14 protein-coding genes are annotated in these 17,718 nt (G+C 68.4%); 13 read left to right on the top strand and 1 reads right to left on the bottom strand.

The window, feature by feature from the left end; all coding sequences use genetic code 11:
• Positions 1–71 precede the first annotated feature (71 nt).
• The 9 genes from ACH4TL_RS23830 (at position 72) to ACH4TL_RS23790 (ending at position 10,729) form a co-directional block, all read left to right on the top strand.
• The gene (locus ACH4TL_RS23830; RefSeq protein WP_398317509.1) at positions 72–1,313 is read left to right on the top strand and encodes a helix-turn-helix domain-containing protein; all 1,242 of its coding nucleotides are present in this window, start codon (positions 72–74) and stop codon (positions 1,311–1,313) included.
• 946 nt (positions 1,314–2,259) lie between these two features.
• Entirely contained in the window at positions 2,260–2,682 is a 423-nt protein-coding gene (locus ACH4TL_RS23825; RefSeq protein WP_398317506.1) for an ATP-binding protein, read from the top strand.
• Between the two features lie 81 nt (positions 2,683–2,763).
• Positions 2,764–3,828, top strand: a complete 1,065-nt coding sequence (locus ACH4TL_RS23820; protein WP_398317503.1) for a radical SAM protein — start codon at positions 2,764–2,766, stop codon at positions 3,826–3,828.
• Positions 3,828–5,006: a mandelate racemase/muconate lactonizing enzyme family protein gene (locus ACH4TL_RS23815; protein ID WP_398317501.1), complete on the top strand. Its 1,179-nt coding sequence runs from the start codon at positions 3,828–3,830 to the stop codon at positions 5,004–5,006. Before ACH4TL_RS23820 ends, ACH4TL_RS23815 begins: the two co-directional genes overlap by 1 nt.
• Positions 5,003–5,725 (top strand): HAD family hydrolase, encoded by a 723-nt coding sequence (locus tag ACH4TL_RS23810; RefSeq protein WP_398317498.1) that lies wholly within the window; start codon positions 5,003–5,005, stop codon positions 5,723–5,725. The genes ACH4TL_RS23815 and ACH4TL_RS23810 overlap by 4 nt, the downstream gene beginning before the upstream one ends.
• Positions 5,725–6,879, top strand: a complete 1,155-nt coding sequence (locus tag ACH4TL_RS23805) for a GGDEF domain-containing protein (RefSeq protein WP_398317495.1) — start codon at positions 5,725–5,727, stop codon at positions 6,877–6,879. The genes ACH4TL_RS23810 and ACH4TL_RS23805 overlap by 1 nt, the downstream gene beginning before the upstream one ends.
• A gap of 3 nt (positions 6,880–6,882) precedes the next feature.
• A complete protein-coding gene (locus ACH4TL_RS23800) occupies positions 6,883–9,024 on the top strand; it encodes a phosphoketolase (protein ID WP_398317492.1) in 2,142 nt (713 codons plus the stop codon).
• Positions 9,021–9,890: a phytanoyl-CoA dioxygenase family protein gene (locus tag ACH4TL_RS23795; RefSeq protein ID WP_398317489.1), complete on the top strand. Its 870-nt coding sequence runs from the start codon at positions 9,021–9,023 to the stop codon at positions 9,888–9,890. The genes ACH4TL_RS23800 and ACH4TL_RS23795 overlap by 4 nt, the downstream gene beginning before the upstream one ends.
• A gap of 38 nt (positions 9,891–9,928) precedes the next feature.
• Entirely contained in the window at positions 9,929–10,729 is an 801-nt protein-coding gene (locus tag ACH4TL_RS23790) for a class I SAM-dependent methyltransferase (protein ID WP_398317486.1), read from the top strand.
• A 246-nt stretch (positions 10,730–10,975) separates the two neighbouring features.
• Here the strand turns inward: ACH4TL_RS23790 and ACH4TL_RS23785 are convergent, their stop codons facing one another.
• Positions 10,976–11,497: a GNAT family N-acetyltransferase gene (locus ACH4TL_RS23785; RefSeq protein WP_398317768.1), complete on the bottom strand. Its 522-nt coding sequence runs from the start codon at positions 11,495–11,497 to the stop codon at positions 10,976–10,978.
• 263 nt (positions 11,498–11,760) lie between these two features.
• Between ACH4TL_RS23785 and ACH4TL_RS23780 the strand changes: the two genes are divergently transcribed.
• Genes ACH4TL_RS23780 through ACH4TL_RS23765 form a run of 4 tightly spaced genes read left to right on the top strand, consistent with a single transcriptional unit; the run spans position 11,761 to position 16,854 of the window.
• The gene (locus ACH4TL_RS23780; protein ID WP_398317482.1) at positions 11,761–12,555 is read left to right on the top strand and encodes a class I SAM-dependent methyltransferase; all 795 of its coding nucleotides are present in this window, start codon (positions 11,761–11,763) and stop codon (positions 12,553–12,555) included.
• Complete coding sequence (locus tag ACH4TL_RS23775) at positions 12,552–15,269, top strand: SUMF1/EgtB/PvdO family nonheme iron enzyme (RefSeq protein WP_398317479.1); 2,718 nt, start codon at positions 12,552–12,554, stop codon at positions 15,267–15,269. The genes ACH4TL_RS23780 and ACH4TL_RS23775 overlap by 4 nt, the downstream gene beginning before the upstream one ends.
• Positions 15,266–15,559, top strand: a complete 294-nt coding sequence (locus tag ACH4TL_RS23770) for a hypothetical protein (protein WP_398317476.1) — start codon at positions 15,266–15,268, stop codon at positions 15,557–15,559. The genes ACH4TL_RS23775 and ACH4TL_RS23770 overlap by 4 nt, the downstream gene beginning before the upstream one ends.
• Positions 15,556–16,854: a hypothetical protein gene (locus ACH4TL_RS23765; protein ID WP_398317473.1), complete on the top strand. Its 1,299-nt coding sequence runs from the start codon at positions 15,556–15,558 to the stop codon at positions 16,852–16,854. Before ACH4TL_RS23770 ends, ACH4TL_RS23765 begins: the two co-directional genes overlap by 4 nt.
• The last annotated feature ends 864 nt before the right edge of the window (positions 16,855–17,718 follow it).

The following is a 17,718-nucleotide window of genomic DNA, read 5'->3' as shown; positions in this document are numbered from 1 at the left end:
ATTGACGGAATGACGCTTGAGGCATCGACGAGCCCTACGCTAGGGCTACGCAAGGAAGTTGAGGCGGGGCTATGGACAAAGAGAAGGCCCGGAGAATCGGTGGCTGTCTGCGCTCGGCCCGCCTCCAGCGCGGATTGAGCCTGCGCACCCTGGCGGGCCTGGCCGGGGTGTCGGTCGGCTACCTGTCGATGGTGGAGAACGGCCGACGGCTGTTGGACCGCTCCAGTCTCATCAACGCCTTCGCCGAGGCGCTGCAGATCTCGCCCTCCGAGCTGACCGGCCAGCCCCTCGCTCCGGTGGACCCGCGCGCCAGTGAGGCCCACGAGGCAATCCCGGACCTGCGTCTGGCGCTTATGGGCCTGACATTGGCCACCCCGCCTGACCGGCGCCCACCGGAGATTCCGGTGGCGGTGCTGGCCGAGCGCGTAGAGCGGGCCAGCCGTCTCTATCACGCTGCCGAATACGGCACCCTTGCCGCCAAGCTGCCGGCGCTGTTGGCCGACCTGCACGCGGCTGCCGAGGCAGCCGAAGGCGTCGCGCGCCACCAGCTGCTGAAGCTGCTGGCGGACGCCTACCACCCGGGCTGCGCTCTGCTCCTGAAGAACCTCGGCTACACCGACTTGGCGTACATCGCCGTCACCCGGGCCGCCGACGCGATCGCGGAATTGGATGACCCGGTCTACTCCGCGCTGTCCGGCTTCTTCCATACCCATGTACTCATGGCGGTCGGCAGCCCCACCCAAGCTCTGGCCCAGGCCACCGCCGCCGCCAATACGCTCGAAACCAACCTGACGAGTCCAGACGCCCACGCACTGCTCGGCGAGCTTCACTTGATCTCTGCCACCTGCCTGACCCAGGACCGGGAACGGCCTGGCAAGACCCGTACGGAAGAGGTCCGCGGCCATCTGGCAGAGGCGGCCGACCTCGCCGACCGCACGGGTGAGACGCGGGCCTGGCACCTGAACTTCGGCCCCACCAATGTCGGCATCCACCAGGTGAGCCTCAATACCGACCTCGGCTTGCACGGCGAGGCCGTGCAAGCGAAGGAAGGGGTCCATCCCGAGACCCTGTCGGAGGCTCCTGGGCGGCAGGCCGCATTCCATGCCGATCTGGGTCGGTCGCTGACCCATCTGCGGGGCAGGGAAGCTGAAGCGGTCGCCGCACTGCTGACCGCCGAACAGATTGCCCCACAGCGCATCCATACCAACGTACCCGTGAGAAACACCGTCGAATTTCTCGCCGACCGGCAGTTGCCCGCTCATGCCGCCCGTGACCTACGGGGCTTGGCCCACCGCATCGGCGTGGCGCTCTGACCAAGGCTTGTCCCGTGGTGATCTTTTAGTCGGAGGGTTGTGAGGCGTTGCCTAAGCGGCTTGGGCTTGATGACCTCGCGCGCCGGGTATCGCAGGCGCATGCGGACATGGGGAGAGGCCGTGTGGACGGGACCCCGGGTGGAGAAATTTCTGCGGGGCGTGGTGCGGCGGGTTCTCGCGGGAGATGAGCCGCAGCCGTGGTGGATGCCGCGACGCGTGCTGACCGTGGTGTCGGCCAATGTCGACGCCACTGCCGGTGTCGGGGCCCTCTGGGGCATGTGGCGTCCGCAGCCACCGCGGATGCGTGAGCACATTGCGCTCCTGGAGTCGTACGGCGAGCAGTGGAGGTATGTGGGGGGGCGGCAGCGGCTCCGGAGACGGCCCTGTCAACGTAGATGTGCTCGACGTCCGCAACGGCGGGGGCGTCCTCAGCCTCACCCGCAGCGTGGACCCTCCCCGCTCCATCACCACAGCCTCATGGATCAGTTGCGCCAAAGTGCGCCTTGGGCGGGACGTGCGTCACGTTCTCATCGGCGCCCGCCGGATCGAAAACCCCGAGCAGTGCAAGCTCATCGCTGTTTGGTCGTCCCCCCACATCAGCTGCGGAGACCGCCCCGTCATCGTGGCCCTGGGGCGCGACGGCGCCGAACTCTCCCGCATTGGCTCCCATGACGGCCTGGACACTCATACCTGGGCGCGGTTGAGAGAGGAGCTATAACCGGCCTGCTTCCTCGGTCTCTGTCGTGCCGGTTGTCCTGGCATTTTTCCTGCCGCTCACCCCATGGGTGAGCGAGCGATCCCGAGCGGACGTTTCACAGCGGTGAGCCCTCCCTGAACCGCTGCTCGGAAATCGTGGGTTCACCGCCGTGAACACCTCAGTGTGTCGGAGTCCTTACCTTCGGTGACGACCCGGATGGCTGCCGCCCGGAGAGAGGGTGAGCCCACGATGTCCAGCACGGTGATGCGCCACGACTTCCAGGTGGTCTCCACGGCCGAGCAGGTACCACTGGCCCGCCGCGAGACTGCCAAGGTCCTCGCTGACTGGGGCTTAAACGAGGAAATCGTGGCCACCGCCTGCCTGATCATCAGCGAACTGGTGACGAATGTGGTGCGGCATGCGGCTGTGCTCTCGCCCACCGCCACGGTCACCTTGGCGGTGGAGCAGGCCGCGCTGGTCCTGACCGTCGCGGACGCCCATCCACTCAAGCCGAAGCCTCTGCCCGTTGCGCATGGCATCGGCGGTCGCGGTCTGTTCATGGTCGACGCCCTGGTGAGGGAAGCCCATGGCCGAACCGAGGTCCTCCGGGAGACCGCCACGGGCGGCAAACGGATCATCATCCGTCTCCCCATGGCTCCCGTTGCCACCTGATCCACGGCGGCACCCGCATCAGAAGACGCCTACAGCGCCGCTGACGACTTGCACCTCCCACCACGCGAAAGAGAAGAGACGATGCTCGAATCCGTCCGCCACCTTGATCAGGTGGCCCGTAAGTGGAAGATCAACCCCGAAGACGTACTGCTGATCGCGCTGAACGCGTCCGGTGCCCGGTCCCCGCTGACCAAGCCTCGCATGCGCTTCCAGCTGCGGCTGGACTCGCGTCCCGACACGCCGCTGTTCCTGATTCTCTCCCTCGGCCGCCAGGACTCACCGTTCGAGCTGGACGAGCACGAACTCCGCTTGAACGGCGAGAAGGTCGGCGAGGTCGACGGCATCGAGGACGACGACGCGGTGCTGGGCTACTGGCGCAACGGCATGAAGATGCTCACCCTCAATTCCAACGCACGCAGCCAGTGCACCGGCTGCGTGTTCTGCCCCAACACCCTCGAAGACGCGTCCGACCCGAAGATCAAGGCCCTGGACCTGTCCGGGTATCTCGGTGCCCTGGCCGCGAACTCCGGTATGGAGGACTTGTCGTCGGTACAGACCGTGACCGTCTGCACCGGCTGCTTCCTCCATGAGTCTCTCGCGCTGGAGCACCTGACCGAAGTCCGTGCGGCGATGGGTGCCAACGGTTGCACCGGTGCCCTGCACTTCCTGTCCTCGGTGCTGACCAGCGAGCGAGGCATGGACGCCGCCGCCGACCTGGGCCCGTTCCACCTCACGCTGACCGCTGAGTGCTTCACCGAACGACGGCAGATCCTCAAGGAGTCCAAGGCCAAGCTCACCCCGGCCGAGATGACCGCCGCCCTTGGCCGGGCCAAGCAGTGGGGTATCACCACCGACTTCACCTACATCATCGGCCTGGACCCGATCGAGGACGCCATCAAGCACCTCAAGGACTTCGTGCCGGTCACCACCACCTTCCCCCGCTTCCAGACCTACCAGGCCCACAACGCGTTCATGGACATCTACCGCGCATCCGGGTCGGAGGCGATCGAGTGGCACTTGACCATGCGCCAATGTCTGGAGGAGCTCTTCGCTCCGACGGGACTGCGCCCGCAGTGGTGGCAGAACTACCGCAGTCCATGGTGTTTCACCTTCGCCGGGGAGGAATTGGCGGGGGCGAAGGTCTGATGACGCGCCCCATCGCTTCCGCCCGGACCGGGACAACCGTGGTGCGCGCGGTTCGCGCCTGGCGGCTGGCCCCGCAGTCAGCCGGGTTCCCCTCCTGTCTGCCGAAGCTGATTGCCGCCGCAGTAGGTGAGCCGCCGGCGGGCCCGGCCTGGGCCGAGCACCGCGTCCGGTTCGCCATCGAGTTGGTCGGCGACGGAGTCTCTGGCTGGCACGCCCCGGTGGGCGAGACCGTGCTGAGGATCGTCGCCGACGACCTGGCTCCCGGGCTGATCGGGCATGATGCCGCCGCGCCGCGCCGCCTCGGCTATCGCAGAAGGACCGGGCGGCACCGCTGCGGGGCACACGCCCGGCAGGCCGTCTCCACGGTCGAACTGGCCTGCTGGGACCTGGTCTCCCGGGCCACCGGGGTGAGCGTGACCGATCTGTTGGGCGGCACGATCCGGGACACCGTGCCCGCCTACGCCTCCGCGCTCGGTCTCGACCCGGCCCACGCCTCCTCGCCGGAGGCCGCGGCATGGATCGCGGAAGCAGGATTCTGGGGCCAGAAGTGGCCGTTGACCAAGCCGCTGATCCTTGCCGGGCCGAGGGAAGTGGCGAAGACGCTCGCCCCGTTACGGGAGGCGGCGGGCAAGAGCCGGTTCATGGTTGACGGTCTGGGCCGCTGTCGCTTGGACGAGGCGATGCGGCTGCTGCCGGTGCTGGCCGATCTTCAGGTCACCTTCGCAGAGGAGCTCCTGCCACCCGGCTCCTGGGGCTGGCACCGGCTGCGGGCGGCCGGAACGGGTGTTCCACTGGCGGCGGGCGAGCACGCCGTCGACGAGGCAGAGCAGATCCGGCTGCTGTCCGGCGGAGAGGTGGACGTCTGGCAAGTCGATCCTGGCTGGTCGGGCGGGCTGGCCCGATCGATGCACACCACCGAGCTCGCCGCGGACCTGGGGATGGCGACCTTCCCGCACGGCGACCGGTTGCCCGCCGTGCTGGCCCTGGCCGGAGCGTGCTGCCGTGACAAGATCCCGGCCGTTGAGTGGCATCTGACGTTGGAGCCGTTGCGGCAGCAGATCTTCTCCGCGCCTGTCGACGCCAAGGACGGGATGCTGCCCGTCCTTAGTGCCCCGGGGCTCGCCGAGCCTCCGAAGCTGCCGGAGAAGACGGCGGTGCTGGAGGTGACGGGCCCGTGATCGCCCATCACCGGTTGCGCCGGACGCTCTGGGAAGGGGTACGGGGCATCTGCTTCGACCTGGGCGGCACGTTGGTGCGTACGGAAGCGGAGCCGACCACCGGGCACGTTGCCGAGGTGCTGGGAATCTCGCTGGAAGAGGCCCGCACGGTGATGGCGCAAAGGGCGAAACGCCGCCGGATCACCCCTGAGGACCTCGCCCGCGATCTGGCCGCCGCCTTCGGTCGGCCTGCCTTGGCCGATCCGCTCAAGCACGTACTGGAACGGGCCCGCCAGCGGGCCGCCGAACCGGAGTTGTTCGCCGATACCGAACCGGCTCTGACCACACTGCGGCAGCGGGGCTTCTCACTGTTCGCGCTGACCAACAGTCTCGGCTCATCCATCCCGGCCGAACCTCCGCAGGCCTTCCGGACACTGCTGGATCGAGTGATCTATTCGGCCGAGACCGGCGCGGTCAAACCCGAGCGCGAAGCCTTCGCCGCCGTCGAAGAGGCCTCCGGCCTGGGCCCGGACCGACTCCTGCACGTCGGGGACTCGCCCCGGGCGGACGTCGCCGGCGCCGCTGCGGCGGGTTGGCACACCGCCTGGCTGGACCGCCGCATGTCCACTGTGCCGCCGCTGGGCACCCGCACCGTCCGCCTCCACACACTCACCACCCTGCCCCTGCTGCTACCCGCCGGGACCGCACCGGCCCGGACAACGACCTCGGAGACCCGCTGATGGACCCGACCCGTACGCCCTGCCCGAAGGCACCAGCCCACGACCCACTGGCCAGTTCGGTGCCGCTGTTCGACCCCGTACAGCTACCGCTGCGCGACTGGTGTGCGGGCAGCCGTGAGGATGCGGTGACCGGTCTGGTCGCCTTTCCTGACTTCCACAGCCACATCCCTCGTGCCCTCGCCGCCGCGTTGACAAGCGGGGCGCTGGTGGGGCTGGCGATCGGGGACGTCGACGGGCTCAAGGACCATGTGGAGCAGGCCAACGCCACCGACCCCGGCTGCTACGGACACCTCGCCGGGAACAAGGTGATGGCCCGCCTTGGGGCCGTCACTCGCGAGTGGTTCCGTACCCAGCCCTGGGAGGCCGGGTGCGTCGCCACCTTCGGCGGCGACGAGGTCATCATCGCCGCCGCCCTGGACAACGCTTCCGCCTTCCATCGAGCCGTCGCCGCCCTCCGGGACCGGCTCGCCGACGAACTGCCGGTCCGCGTCTCCTTCGCGCTGACCTTCGCCTCCGCCGAGCACTTGCCGACCGAATGCGGTTCCGGTGGCTGGAAGCACGTCTTCACCGATCAGCTGCTGGCCGCGGTGGACCGCTGTCTGTTCACCCACAAGGCCACACGCCGGGCCAGCGGCGGCGAAGGCGGCGTCATCGCCGTCACTCAGCCCCCGTCCCACAGCCCCACGACACGGCTCCAGGATCACCGCACCCTGGTGCCTCTGCCCGTCGGCACTGAGACGCTGCACGTTCTCGCCCGGCCAGCCGGTGCCGGGACTCGTGGCATGCTTCTGCTGCCCTGCACCGGACCGGTCGGCTTGCGTGGCAAACGGCTGCGGGTGACCTTCTCCGACGGCACGGCCCGCACAGGCGTCGCCGTCTCCTTGCGCGGCCAGGCCGGCATTCCCCACGACACCGCCGGATTGAAGGGGCCCGGCATCCCACTCGTCCTCCAGCCCATCCGCGAGAAGTCCGTCCGCGGCGTCCCTGATGACCTCGCCACCACCCTGGAGCGGGCCGGACTGGACTGGTCGGTGCTGCCCGCCCACGAGCAGGCCCAGATGCTCCACCTGATCACCGAATCCGCCACCTCCGACATCCGCACTGCCCGTATCACCGCCGTCATCGACGCGGTCGCCACCCGCGCTCGGAGCTGACCCATGGCTGTGACCAACGTGTGCATCGGGGAGCCACACCCGCTCGGTTTCCCCGACTGGAGTCACGCGGCGCGGCGGGCCGTCGAGGCAGTGCCCGATCAAGCCATCGACGCCTTCTGGCGAGCGTTGAACCACTTGTCCGCCGCTCAGCTCTATCTGACCGACAACCCCCGCCTCGCCCGCCCGCTCCGGCCCACGGACGTCAAGGAGAGCCCCCGCGGGCACTGGGGAGTGTGTCCGCCGGTCAACTACGTGCTCGCGCACCTGGGGCCGCTGACGGCCTGTCGCCCCGCCGGGTTCGAGGTGCTGATCCTGCACGGCGCCGGGCACGCCGGACCCTCGGCACTCGCTCACGCCTACCTCAACGATGCCCTGCACCTGACCGGAGACGGGCCCGGCTGGTCGATGCCTGAGCTGCGCGCCCTGATCAGTGGCTTTCCCCACCCGGAGCGGTTCGGCGGGGAGGTCACGCCGCTCATCCCCGGGGTCCGGCACACCGGCGGACAGCTGGGCCCCGCCCTCGCCATCGCGCAAGGCATGGTGCTGGATGCCCCGCACCGCCTAGTCGTTCCACTGATCGGGGACGGCGAGTTGGAGACCGGGACAACGGCGGCGGCCTGGCTCGCCCGTCGGGCTCTGTACGGCAGCGGAGACCACGGGGCGGTGCTGCCGGTGGTGCTGGCCAACGGGATGAAAATGGGCGGCCCTTCCCTGCTGGCCGGTATGAGTGAGGACGAGGTACGCGGCTACTTCACCGGCCTCGGTAATGAGCCCCTGATTCACGACGGCGCCGACCTGCCCGGCTTCCGTCGACTGCTGGCCGCTGCCTTCAACCGGTTGCGGCCAGTCGGCGAGACCGTGCGGCAGCCTGTGCTCGTACTAACCATGCCCAAGGGGCACACCGGACCGGAGCAGGTGGGCGGGCGGCAGATCGTGGGAACTCCGGCCGTCCACAAGACCCCGCTGAAAGACCCCCGCCGTGATGAGGCGGAGTTCGAGGCGCTGGAGGCCTGGCTCGCCTCCTACCGGCCGACCGAGCTGTTCACCAACCAGGGGCGTCCGACGGACCTGGTCCGCCAGGCCCTCCCCGGCCCGACCCACGAGCCGGGGGCGGCCCGGCCGTCGGTCTCGTTCGACTCCCAGGGGTCCCGGACCTGGTCGGGTGTGTCCGCGGTCATCCGCGAACGCGCGACGAACGGGGCGTTCCGCCTGTTCAGTCCGGACGAGCTCGCCTCCAACCGGCTACAGCTGGCCGCGGACAAATCACTGCCTGCCTGGGCCGTCGAGATCCTGAACGAGGAGATCTGCCACGGCTGGCTTCAGGGCTACACCGAGACCGGCCGGGACGCGCTGCTGGCCACCTACGAAGCCTTCGCCCCGGTCAACACCAGCCTGCTCGTCCAGCACCTCAAGCACCGGCGCCTGCGCTATCTCACGGGGCAGGACGGGCTGCCGTCAGTGAACTATCTGATCACTTCGCTTGGGTGGCGCAATACCTACACCCACCAGAATCCCGGCCTCGTCTCGTCGATGCTGGAGTGCGAGGACGGCTTCGTACACGTCTACACCCCAGCCGATGCGACACGGGCCGCCAGCGTGCTCGCACTGATGCTGGCCGGCCGCGACCGCGTCAACTTCCTGATCACCGACAAGCACCCCGGCCCCTCATTCCCGCTGGCCCCGTTCCGTAACGAACTCACAGACGGCGCCGCCGTCTGGCCTCACCTGAGCCACCGCGGCCTTCCCGACCTCGTCCTCGCCTCAGCAGGGGACGTCCCGGCCCGCGAGCTATCCGCCGCTGCGGTGCTGCTGCGCCGGTCGCACGCCGACATCAGAGTCCGTTATCTGCATATCAACGACCTCGCGGTCCTCGGCCCGGCCCCGCACTGGCCCTATGCCCTTACCGACAGGGCCTTCAGCTGCCTGTTCGGCGCCGATACCCCTGTCCTGATGGCGGTTCCCACTCACCCCGGCGCGGTCCGCGCGCTGCTCGCTGCCCGCGGCGAGACCAGCCGGTTCCACGTCGTCGGCTACCAGGAGCCCAGCCGCCCCACCACGCCCGAGGGCCTGCTCGAACACTGCGGCCTCTCCGCCGCCGCCCTTTCCGCCCAGGCCGCCCTCATGATCAAGGAACACAGCGGATGACGACCCTCGATACGGCTTCCCGGCCCGACCTAGATGTCCTGAACGCCTTCGACCGCGAAGGCTTCGTCATCCTTTGCGACGTGATCTCGCGCGAGTGGCGTGAACAGGCGGCGAGCGCGGCGATGCGACTGCTTGCCGACGACCGCACATGTGGGAGGGATCGCAGTGCCGACGGCAAGGACGGCTTCCGTGGCATCGTCGCCATGGACGACACCTTCCTGCCCCTGGTCGCCAACCCCAGGGTGCTGCCCACCCTCGTCGCGCTGCTCAGCCCGAATCTGCACCTGATGTCCAGCAACCTGATCTACATGCCTTCTATCCCGCGCGACGGCACCCGCACCATTCGCGTGCCCGAGCGGCACGGCTGGCACCGCGACATGAGCACCGCCACCCACGACCTCGGCAGCCGCTCCGTTCCCCGCCTGGCGATCAAGGTCGCGTACTTCCTCAGCGACCTCACCCCCGACGCCGGCGTCACCATGATCCTCCCCGGCAGCCACGCAGAAACGGGCCCCGTCACCGTCCCAGCCGGGGCCATCGACCCACTCGGTGCCATCAGCCCCGCCCTCGGCCCCTGCGACGTGCTGTTGTTCGAGAACCGCACATGGCACGCGGGCGGCCTGAACACCTGCGGCCGTCCACGCCTCGCGGTGATGATGCAGTACGGCTACCGCTGGCTCGCACCCGTCGACGACCCCGCGCCCCAGCTCTTGGAGCGCGAGGACCTGACCGACATCGAGCGGCAGTTGCTCGGCCAGCCAGACCGCCACCCCGACGGCTCCATCGCACACGAAGGCGCCGGGGGAACCCCGATGCGCACGTGGTGGCAGCACCTGAACCCGGGGTCGGCTCGTTCTTCGAGTTGACTCCGCCCTCGCCCAACTGGACACGGAAGACTGACGAGATGACCTCCTACACACCTGACGAGCTGTTCCCCTCCACCGCCCCCTACTACGCCCGCTACCGTCCCGGTTACGACCAAGCGTTCTACGACATGCTGGCCGCGCGCTTCGCTCTGGACGGCACTCAGCGCGTCCTGGACCTGGGCACCGGCACCGGAGTTCTGGCCCTCCCTCTCGCCAGGCTCGTGGGCCACGTCACCGCCGTCGACCCCGAGCCCGGCATGCTCGATGAGGGCCGAAAGCTGGCCGCCCAGCGAGACATCACCAACATCGACTGGCGACGCGGCGACTCCACCACGCTGCTCGACATGGGCCTGGAACCGGTCATGCTGACTGTGATGGGCGCGGCTTTCCACTGGATGGACCGCGACCAGACCCTGCGCGACCTGGACCAGCTCATCGAACCGGACGGGGCCGTCGTCCTCGCCTCCGGCGGCGCACCGGGCGACATCGAGCCCGCTCCCTGGCTCCAGGTCATCACCGACGTCCGCACTCGCTACCTCGGCCCAGAGCGCCGGGCCGGGTCGAGTACCTACTCCCACCCCAAGGAACGCCACCAGGACGTGCTGGCCCGCTCCCCATTCTCGACCGTCGAAACCGCCCGCTGGGACCGCACCGTCAGCCGCACCCTGGACGAGCTCGTGGGTCTGCAGTTCTCCTACAGCTACTCCAGCCCCGACCAGCTCGGCGACCGCAAGGACGCCTTCGAACGCGACCTGCGCCAAGCCCTCACCGATTTCAATCCGGAGGGCCGCTTCGACGAGCTCGTACGCACCGAAGCCATCATCGCCAGCCGCCCCTGACGGCCCGCCCCGCTGCTCACCTGGTGCACGACTCCCTCGTCGCTCGGCCAGGCAGCAGCGGGGGTCGGCTCGATGTCTCCCTCCGCTCCAAGAGTGGTGATCAGGGCCGGACGCCTGACTCTCTCCGAGAGGACGGACAGTACTGGTTCACCAGGGACGAATCGAATGTTCACCGGTTACCGCATCACCTGCGTCGAGGTGCCTGGTATTGACCGGAACCTTAAGGGGCAGCTGGGCGCGACCGTCTCAAAGGCCTTTTCGCATAAGAACGCACATGGTCTCGTGGCGGCGGATCAACTCGTCAGGTCTTTCCTCGTCCCAGGCATCCGGTGCGCGGTCGTACGCGGCATAGCCCAGGCGCTCGTACAGGGCGCGAGCTCGAGGATTGTTCTCCTCCACGGCGAGTTCCGCCCTGCGCAAGCCACGCTCCCTGATCCGTTGTTCGGCGGCACGGATCAGCAGCGTTCCCAATCCGCGGGACTGAAGGGCAGGGAGCACGGCGAGCTGCCACAAGGTTCCAGCTTTCGCGGAAGCTTGGTAGTCGACGCCTCCGATCGCCACCGGGAGATCGGCAGGGGTGCACACAGCCAGGTAATCCACCTCGCCCGCCGCAGCGCGGGCCAGCTCGCGTTCTACTTGGCGCAAGTGAGTGGCTGAGCCAGACCAAGTGCACGCGGGCAGATCCTGGGGAAGGAGGTCGCGCACACTGACGGGGACGACGACAGTGGCATCAGTTGAGTCGTCTGCAGCGATCACTCTCGTGAGCATGCCGCCGGAGCTATGGCACGGCAATGCATTTCTTCTGTCGGAGGTGCGAGCGCTGGCGTCGAACGGTTCGCGACGGTGTGCTGTCGCCTCTCGTAAAGATCGATCATGGCGCGGCCTGAGCGCCTCCTTTACACAGCCCTGGATCTTGCTGACCGGCTGCTGGTACGGCATCGTCGCCCGACGCATGCACCGTTGCTGAGAGTGCCCATTTGGGTAGGCTGGCAAGTCGGAGCAGGGAGAACCGGAAGGGTTAGGAGGCGTCGGTGCGGCGTGACATGGGGGAGCACTACCAGAATCTCGCCAGCACGTACGACGACAACTGGGCCTACAGCCCGGCCTTCGTGCAATGGATGTCCGGGCAGATCGCCTCGGCTCTGGAGCTGTCGGCGAACGATCGTATGGCGGATATCGGGTGCGGCACTGGCCTGTTCGCCGACGGGATAGCGGAGGCTCTTCGCCCACACCAGCCTGTGTTGTGCGTGGACCCTTCGGGGGCGATGCTCGATCAGCTTCCCTCGTCTCCGGCTCTGTCACCGCTGAGGGGCTCGGCCGAGGAGATCGCGGATCAGACGGTGCCCCTGCCGTATGAGCGGCTGGACGCGATGTGGCTGAAGGAGTCGGTGCATCACGTCACCGACCCCGCCTCCACCCTCAGGGGATTGGCCCGGCTGCTGGCGCCCGGCGGACGGCTGCTGGTGGCGATGTTGCCGACCACGATCGACTACCCGCTGTTCGCTGAAGCCCTCAAGCGGTACGAAGAGCTCCAGCCCGACCCCGCTGCCATCGCCCAGCACCTGTCCGAAGCGGGGCTACGGGCCGAGCTGACCTTCGTGGAGCATGAGCTGCGCCTGGAGCGGGAGCGGTACTTGTCCATGGTCAGGTCCCGGTATATGTCCGTGCTGTCGACCTTCAGTGATGAGGAGCTCGACGCCGGGATCGAGGAGATCCGGGCCCGTCACCCCGAGCCCGAGCTTGTCTTCCCCGACCGCTTCGCGTTCGTCCTCGGCGTCCGCGACGACTCCACGGGTACCGGCGCGTCCGCAGGAGGTGCGCGGTGACCGCTCCGGTGGACGAGCGTCTGCGCCGGTTACGGCACGAGCTGGACGATCATTCCCGGGTCGCGGAGCATCTGGGGATCGATCTGGAGCGCCCGTTACGGTCGCTGGACGATGGCTACCCAGAGAACGCCATCGCGCTGGTCGGCAAGATCACCGAGAAGCTGCTCAAGCAGCTGTGGCGTCACCATGAGGTTGCCGGCGATCCGTCCGGCCGCATGCTCAGCGAGCTGATCAAAGGCTGCCGCCCGCATATCCGCAGCGCAACGGTCCTCAACGCGCTCACCGACATCCAGCGCCTGCGCAACCGCTCCACCCACGACGGCTACGAGATCGCTGAGGAAGACGGCCTGCTCGCCGTGCGCCGCCTGGTCGACGTACTGGCCTGGTTCACCAGCACCGCCAGCCCCGCCCTGACCGGGGACGATCCGCGAATGCAACCCGAAGTCGCGCGCCGGGTGGAGTTCCTCGCGGGCCTCTACCTGACGCTGGGCTACCGGGTCTCCAAGCGTTTCGTCCTCTCCACCGAGACCGTCTACCAGCTGTTCTGCCGGGAATCCGGCGTACGCCTGGAGTACGTCGAACTGCTGCTGTCCAAGGACGCCACCGAACTGCGCAACGTGCTGGAGACCACCGGCGGCGAACTGCTGAAGACCCGGCTTCCCAAGCTCACCCGGTTCGTCATCCTCGACGACACCGTGGACCAGGTCCACCCGCTGCTGGGGCAGGATTACCGGGTCGTGGGCTACGACGGCTTCATCGACACCATCGTCGACCTTCACACCCACCTGGCCTCCTGCGCCACTGCCGCGCCGGAGATGCCGAGCGAGCGTCTGCCGTTGCCTGGCGCCCTGCTCACCAGCGACCCCCACACGGGCGAAAGCCAAATCAGCGAGGTGGAAGACGCCGAGCCGCTGCTGGCCCGGCTCATGCAGGCATCCGCCAACGTCCTGGTCATCGGCAAGCCCGGAAGCGGCAAAAGCACCCTGCTGCGTGCTCTGATCAACGACACCCCCGCTACGGCCCGACGTTTCCGCTTCTACTTCGACCTCGGCCTGAAACCCAAGGACGAGACCTTCGCCGAATACGTGGCCCGTATCCTGGCGCCCTGCATGCCGGGCGAACGCGCACGCGCCTTCGAGCTGTTCCTGTACCTGATCCGCTCCGGCTCGGCGCTCTGTGTTCTGGATGCCGTCGACGAGGCCGTGGACGAGCCCAGCCCCGAGGGGTTCCTGCGCTTGTTCGCGGACCTGGCCTCGGTACTGTCGGCCGAGTCCTGCGTCGTGCTGAGTTCTCGGGTCTCCTTCCTGGCCGACTCCCCGCAGATCCGGCGCCTGCTCGACTGCTCCAGCGCGATATCCGAGCAACTGGTCGAGCAGATGTACGCCAACGGCGTGGACCCCCGACGCGTTCCCCGCTTCAGCATGCTGCGCCTGACCGACGCACCGACCGACAACGAGCCCGCCCCGGACACCGGCGCCGCCGTTGCCTCCACGCCACTGGCACGACGTCTCCAGACCACACTGGACATCGCGGGCACCCCAACCGTTGCCGAGCTGATCGGCGCCCACATCGACCACGTCCTCACCGACACCGGACTGGCGCCCCTCGCCCCGGCCCTGGCCGATACCTGCGGTCGGGCCTTCCTGGAGGACCGCACGGTCTTCAGCCTGCTCGAACTCCACAACGCGCTCGGCCCGCAAGCCTTCGACGGCGGTCGGATCACCCCGGAAGCCTTCCACCTGAGCCGGCTGTTCCGCCCTGCCGGCCCCCAGGCACTGGCTTTCGTCCACTCCGCCTACCAGGAGCTGCTCGCCGCCCGCTACCTCAGTACCCCGGACGGCCGCGCGCAGGCGGCCGACCTGCCCGACGCTGCCTACCTGACCGAACAGATCCGCGCCTTCCTCGCCGCACACTCCACCCTCCCCGCACACCCCGCTCCGGCCGATGACTGCGTGCTCCACCCGGGGGTTTACCTCGTCGGTCCCGCCGAACGGCTGCTGCTGCGCCGCGTCCGCCACCCGGTCCGGTTCGACCGCCACCCGGTCACCGTCGCCCGCTATCGCCCCTTCCTCCAAGCGCTGCGCCCCGACGGGACCTCGCCGTGGGACCATCCCGACCAACCGCCCGGCACCACCCACGCCGCTTGGACCGAGCGGTTGCGCGTCCCGGACTACTACGACGGCCCCCGCTACGACGACCATCCGGCCATCTGCGTCAGCTGGTGGGCCGCGTACGCCTTCGCCGCCTTCGAAGGCAAGCGCCTGCCCACCTCCCTGGAATGGGAAGCCGCTGCCCGCGGCACCGACGGCCGCCTCTTCCCCTGGGGCGATGCCCCCGACCTCCAAGCGGTGAACTGCGCCGACACTTGGGCCGGTCGCCCCCTGGTCACCTACCAGGCGTGCAAAGAAGAATTTGACCGCGGCGGCCTGGGCCATGCCTGGGTCGCCCCGGTCGACGCCCGCCCCACCAACCGTTCCCCCTATGGGATCGCGGATATGGTGGGCAACGTCTGGGAGTGGACCTCCACCAGCGTCAATGACCCAGAAGAAGCCGTCATCTGTGGTGGTGCGTTCGACAACCCTCTGCGTGCCGCCCAGGCCAGCGCCAAGGGCCTCTACCGCCGCTCCCGGGCCAGCAACGCCGTCGGCTTCCGCTGCGTCACCGAGCTGCCTCCCATCACCGGTGACGCAGCGAAGGAGGAACCGCAGTCATGACGGCAGACCGCCATCAGACGCCCGCCTCAGCCGAGGCTCCACGGTTTGGCCGCGTCGTCGATCGCCGCCCCCACGGCGGCGGCATCCACGGCCGTGCCAGCAGCTACATCGTCCAGGACGACGAAGACGGCCGCCACTACACCTTCGACTACACCCACATCGTCACCGAAGGATTCCGCACCCTGCACACAGGGGAACGTGTCCGCTTCCACATCGCCGCCAACGACACGTGGCGGGCGGAATTCGTCATCCGGCTCAATCAGCCCTCCCCGGAGGCGTTCTACGAGTGAGGCGCACGCGCACCGCCCCCACCGGCGTACGCCAGATCATCGCCGTCGTCCTGCCCGCGCACCTGCCCGCCGACCCACCCTGGCCCGAAGGTCCCCTGCCCTTCGCCCACGGCGCCCGGACCACCACCACCGACACGCGCCGCACCTACTTCACCCCGGCTGCCGCCAGCGTCCTGTACGGCACCCTCGAACGCCCCACACGCTGGCACCGGCAGGTCCGTCACACACACGGCCCCATCACCATCGACGGAATAGAACTCCTGCGAACCCCCACCGACGACGACCCTGACAGTGCTCTTGCCGTCCTCCACCTGACCGTCACCGGCCCGGGACTCCTCGGCACTCTCCGTTCCCTCGCCCGCCGCCCCGGCACTACCCCCTCAATGGTCACCGGTCCTATACTCACCGCGCTTTTGCAGGACCACGCCCACGCCAGGCCGAACACACTCCTTGAAGGCCACGCCACCGTCGAGCCCGACGCCCTTCCGTACACCGTCGCCCTGCTCACCCCCGGCCGACGCGCCCTGCCTCGCCTCAACCGTGGCCGGGACCACCGTCGTTGGCCCGCGACCCAGCAATGGCTCTGGGCGCTGGCCTCCCGCACCAGCACCGACGACTACCCACCCGACCCTGCCACCGTCCCGCAGCTCACCGGCAATGCCCTGCGCATCTCAGCCGACTGGAGCGCCCTCGTCCTCCGTCAGGGCGCGGCTTTCATCGGCCACCGCCGCGACCAGGGGCCAGACGACCGGTTCTACGGCTACGCCGAACTCCACATGCGCAGCATCTATCTCGACGCCCTCCTGTTCGGCATGATCCAGCGCACCCACATCGACCACCTCACCGAAGACCTCGCCCAGGTCTTCGCCGGCCCCGGCGAAGCCAACCGCTTGGCGAGCCTCGAACGCCGGATCGCCCACTTCCGCAGCACCTACTGGCGCCAGCACCTCACCACCCATGGCACCGCGAACGACCTCCTCATCGCCTACCAGCACCAATACCGCCTCTCCGACCGCTTCACCGAAATCCTCGCCGAGGCCGCCGACCACAACCGGCTCATCCAAACCCAGGAAAACCAGCAGATCAGCGGCGCCCTCGGCATCCTCACCATCCTCGGCCTCCCCCTTGGCACCGCCCTGGGCGCACTCCAAGTGCTCGGTGACCAGAACCCCTGGCACCTCCTCGCCGCCACCACCGGCGCCCTCGCCGCCACCGCCGCACTCCTCACGACCCGTTACGGCCGCCTCGTCCTCACCGCTCTCCGCGGCCGCTCGCGGGACGGCCAAGACCGCTAACCGCGATTGGCACAAGCAGGCAGCCACGTTCCAGGGCTGGACCACAAGGGCCTTCACGGCGAGGTGTTCGTGCCAGGCGTGAAGTTGAGGCGTCGCGGCAGCTTCCAAACACCCAAGGGCCATCGACCGCGATCCTGTGCCGTTCGGAAACTCATCGTTGCTGCTCAGGGCGACCTGGCGCGCCATCAAGTTGCTGGAACGCTGTCCGGGTGATCGTTTTGCTCGTATACCAGGTGACTCTGCAGCTGCTCGCGGTCCCGGCGGTGCTGCTGCGCCGGGACACGGCCAAGGACGCGGAATTGCTCGTACTGCGGCACGAGAACGTGAGGCTGATCACCTGGAAGTGAGACTACGGCAATCGGCGGTACAGGCCCGGGAGACCTTCGACGGCGGGTGGCCGTGAAGGCTCTGGTGCTGCGGCTCGCCAGGGAGAATACGCGATGGGGCTGCCGACGAATTCAGGGTGAACCGGCCCGGTTCGGACACCTGATGTGGCTCGGCCACCGCATCGGTGCCTCCACCATCCGCAGAGTCCTCAAACATCCGAACATACCCCCAGCACCCAAACGGCAAACCGACACGACATGGCGACAGTTCCTGCATAGCCAGGCATCGACCATGCTCGCCGTCGGCTTCTTCCACATCGACTGCGCCCTCACCCTGCGACGCATCCCGACGGCCCCTGGCCACTCAGCAGGCACGCAACCTCCTGATGGAACTGGGCAACCGCCGCCCTCGACGACCTGCAGTGGGCGCACCGCAACGCCGACGGCGCTGAGCTCACCCGGGCGGTGAACATCCTCGAGCGGGTGAGTCCCCGACGGCACCGACCACTCCGCTCAACCCGTCCGCAGCGAGGAGCGC

Source organism: Streptomyces sp. NPDC021115, assembly GCF_044333065.1.
Taxonomy (GTDB): Bacteria; Actinomycetota; Actinomycetes; order Streptomycetales; family Streptomycetaceae; genus Streptomyces.
The sequence above is the reverse complement of the archived record's forward strand: the minus strand, read 5'-3'. Positions and strand labels throughout refer to the sequence as shown.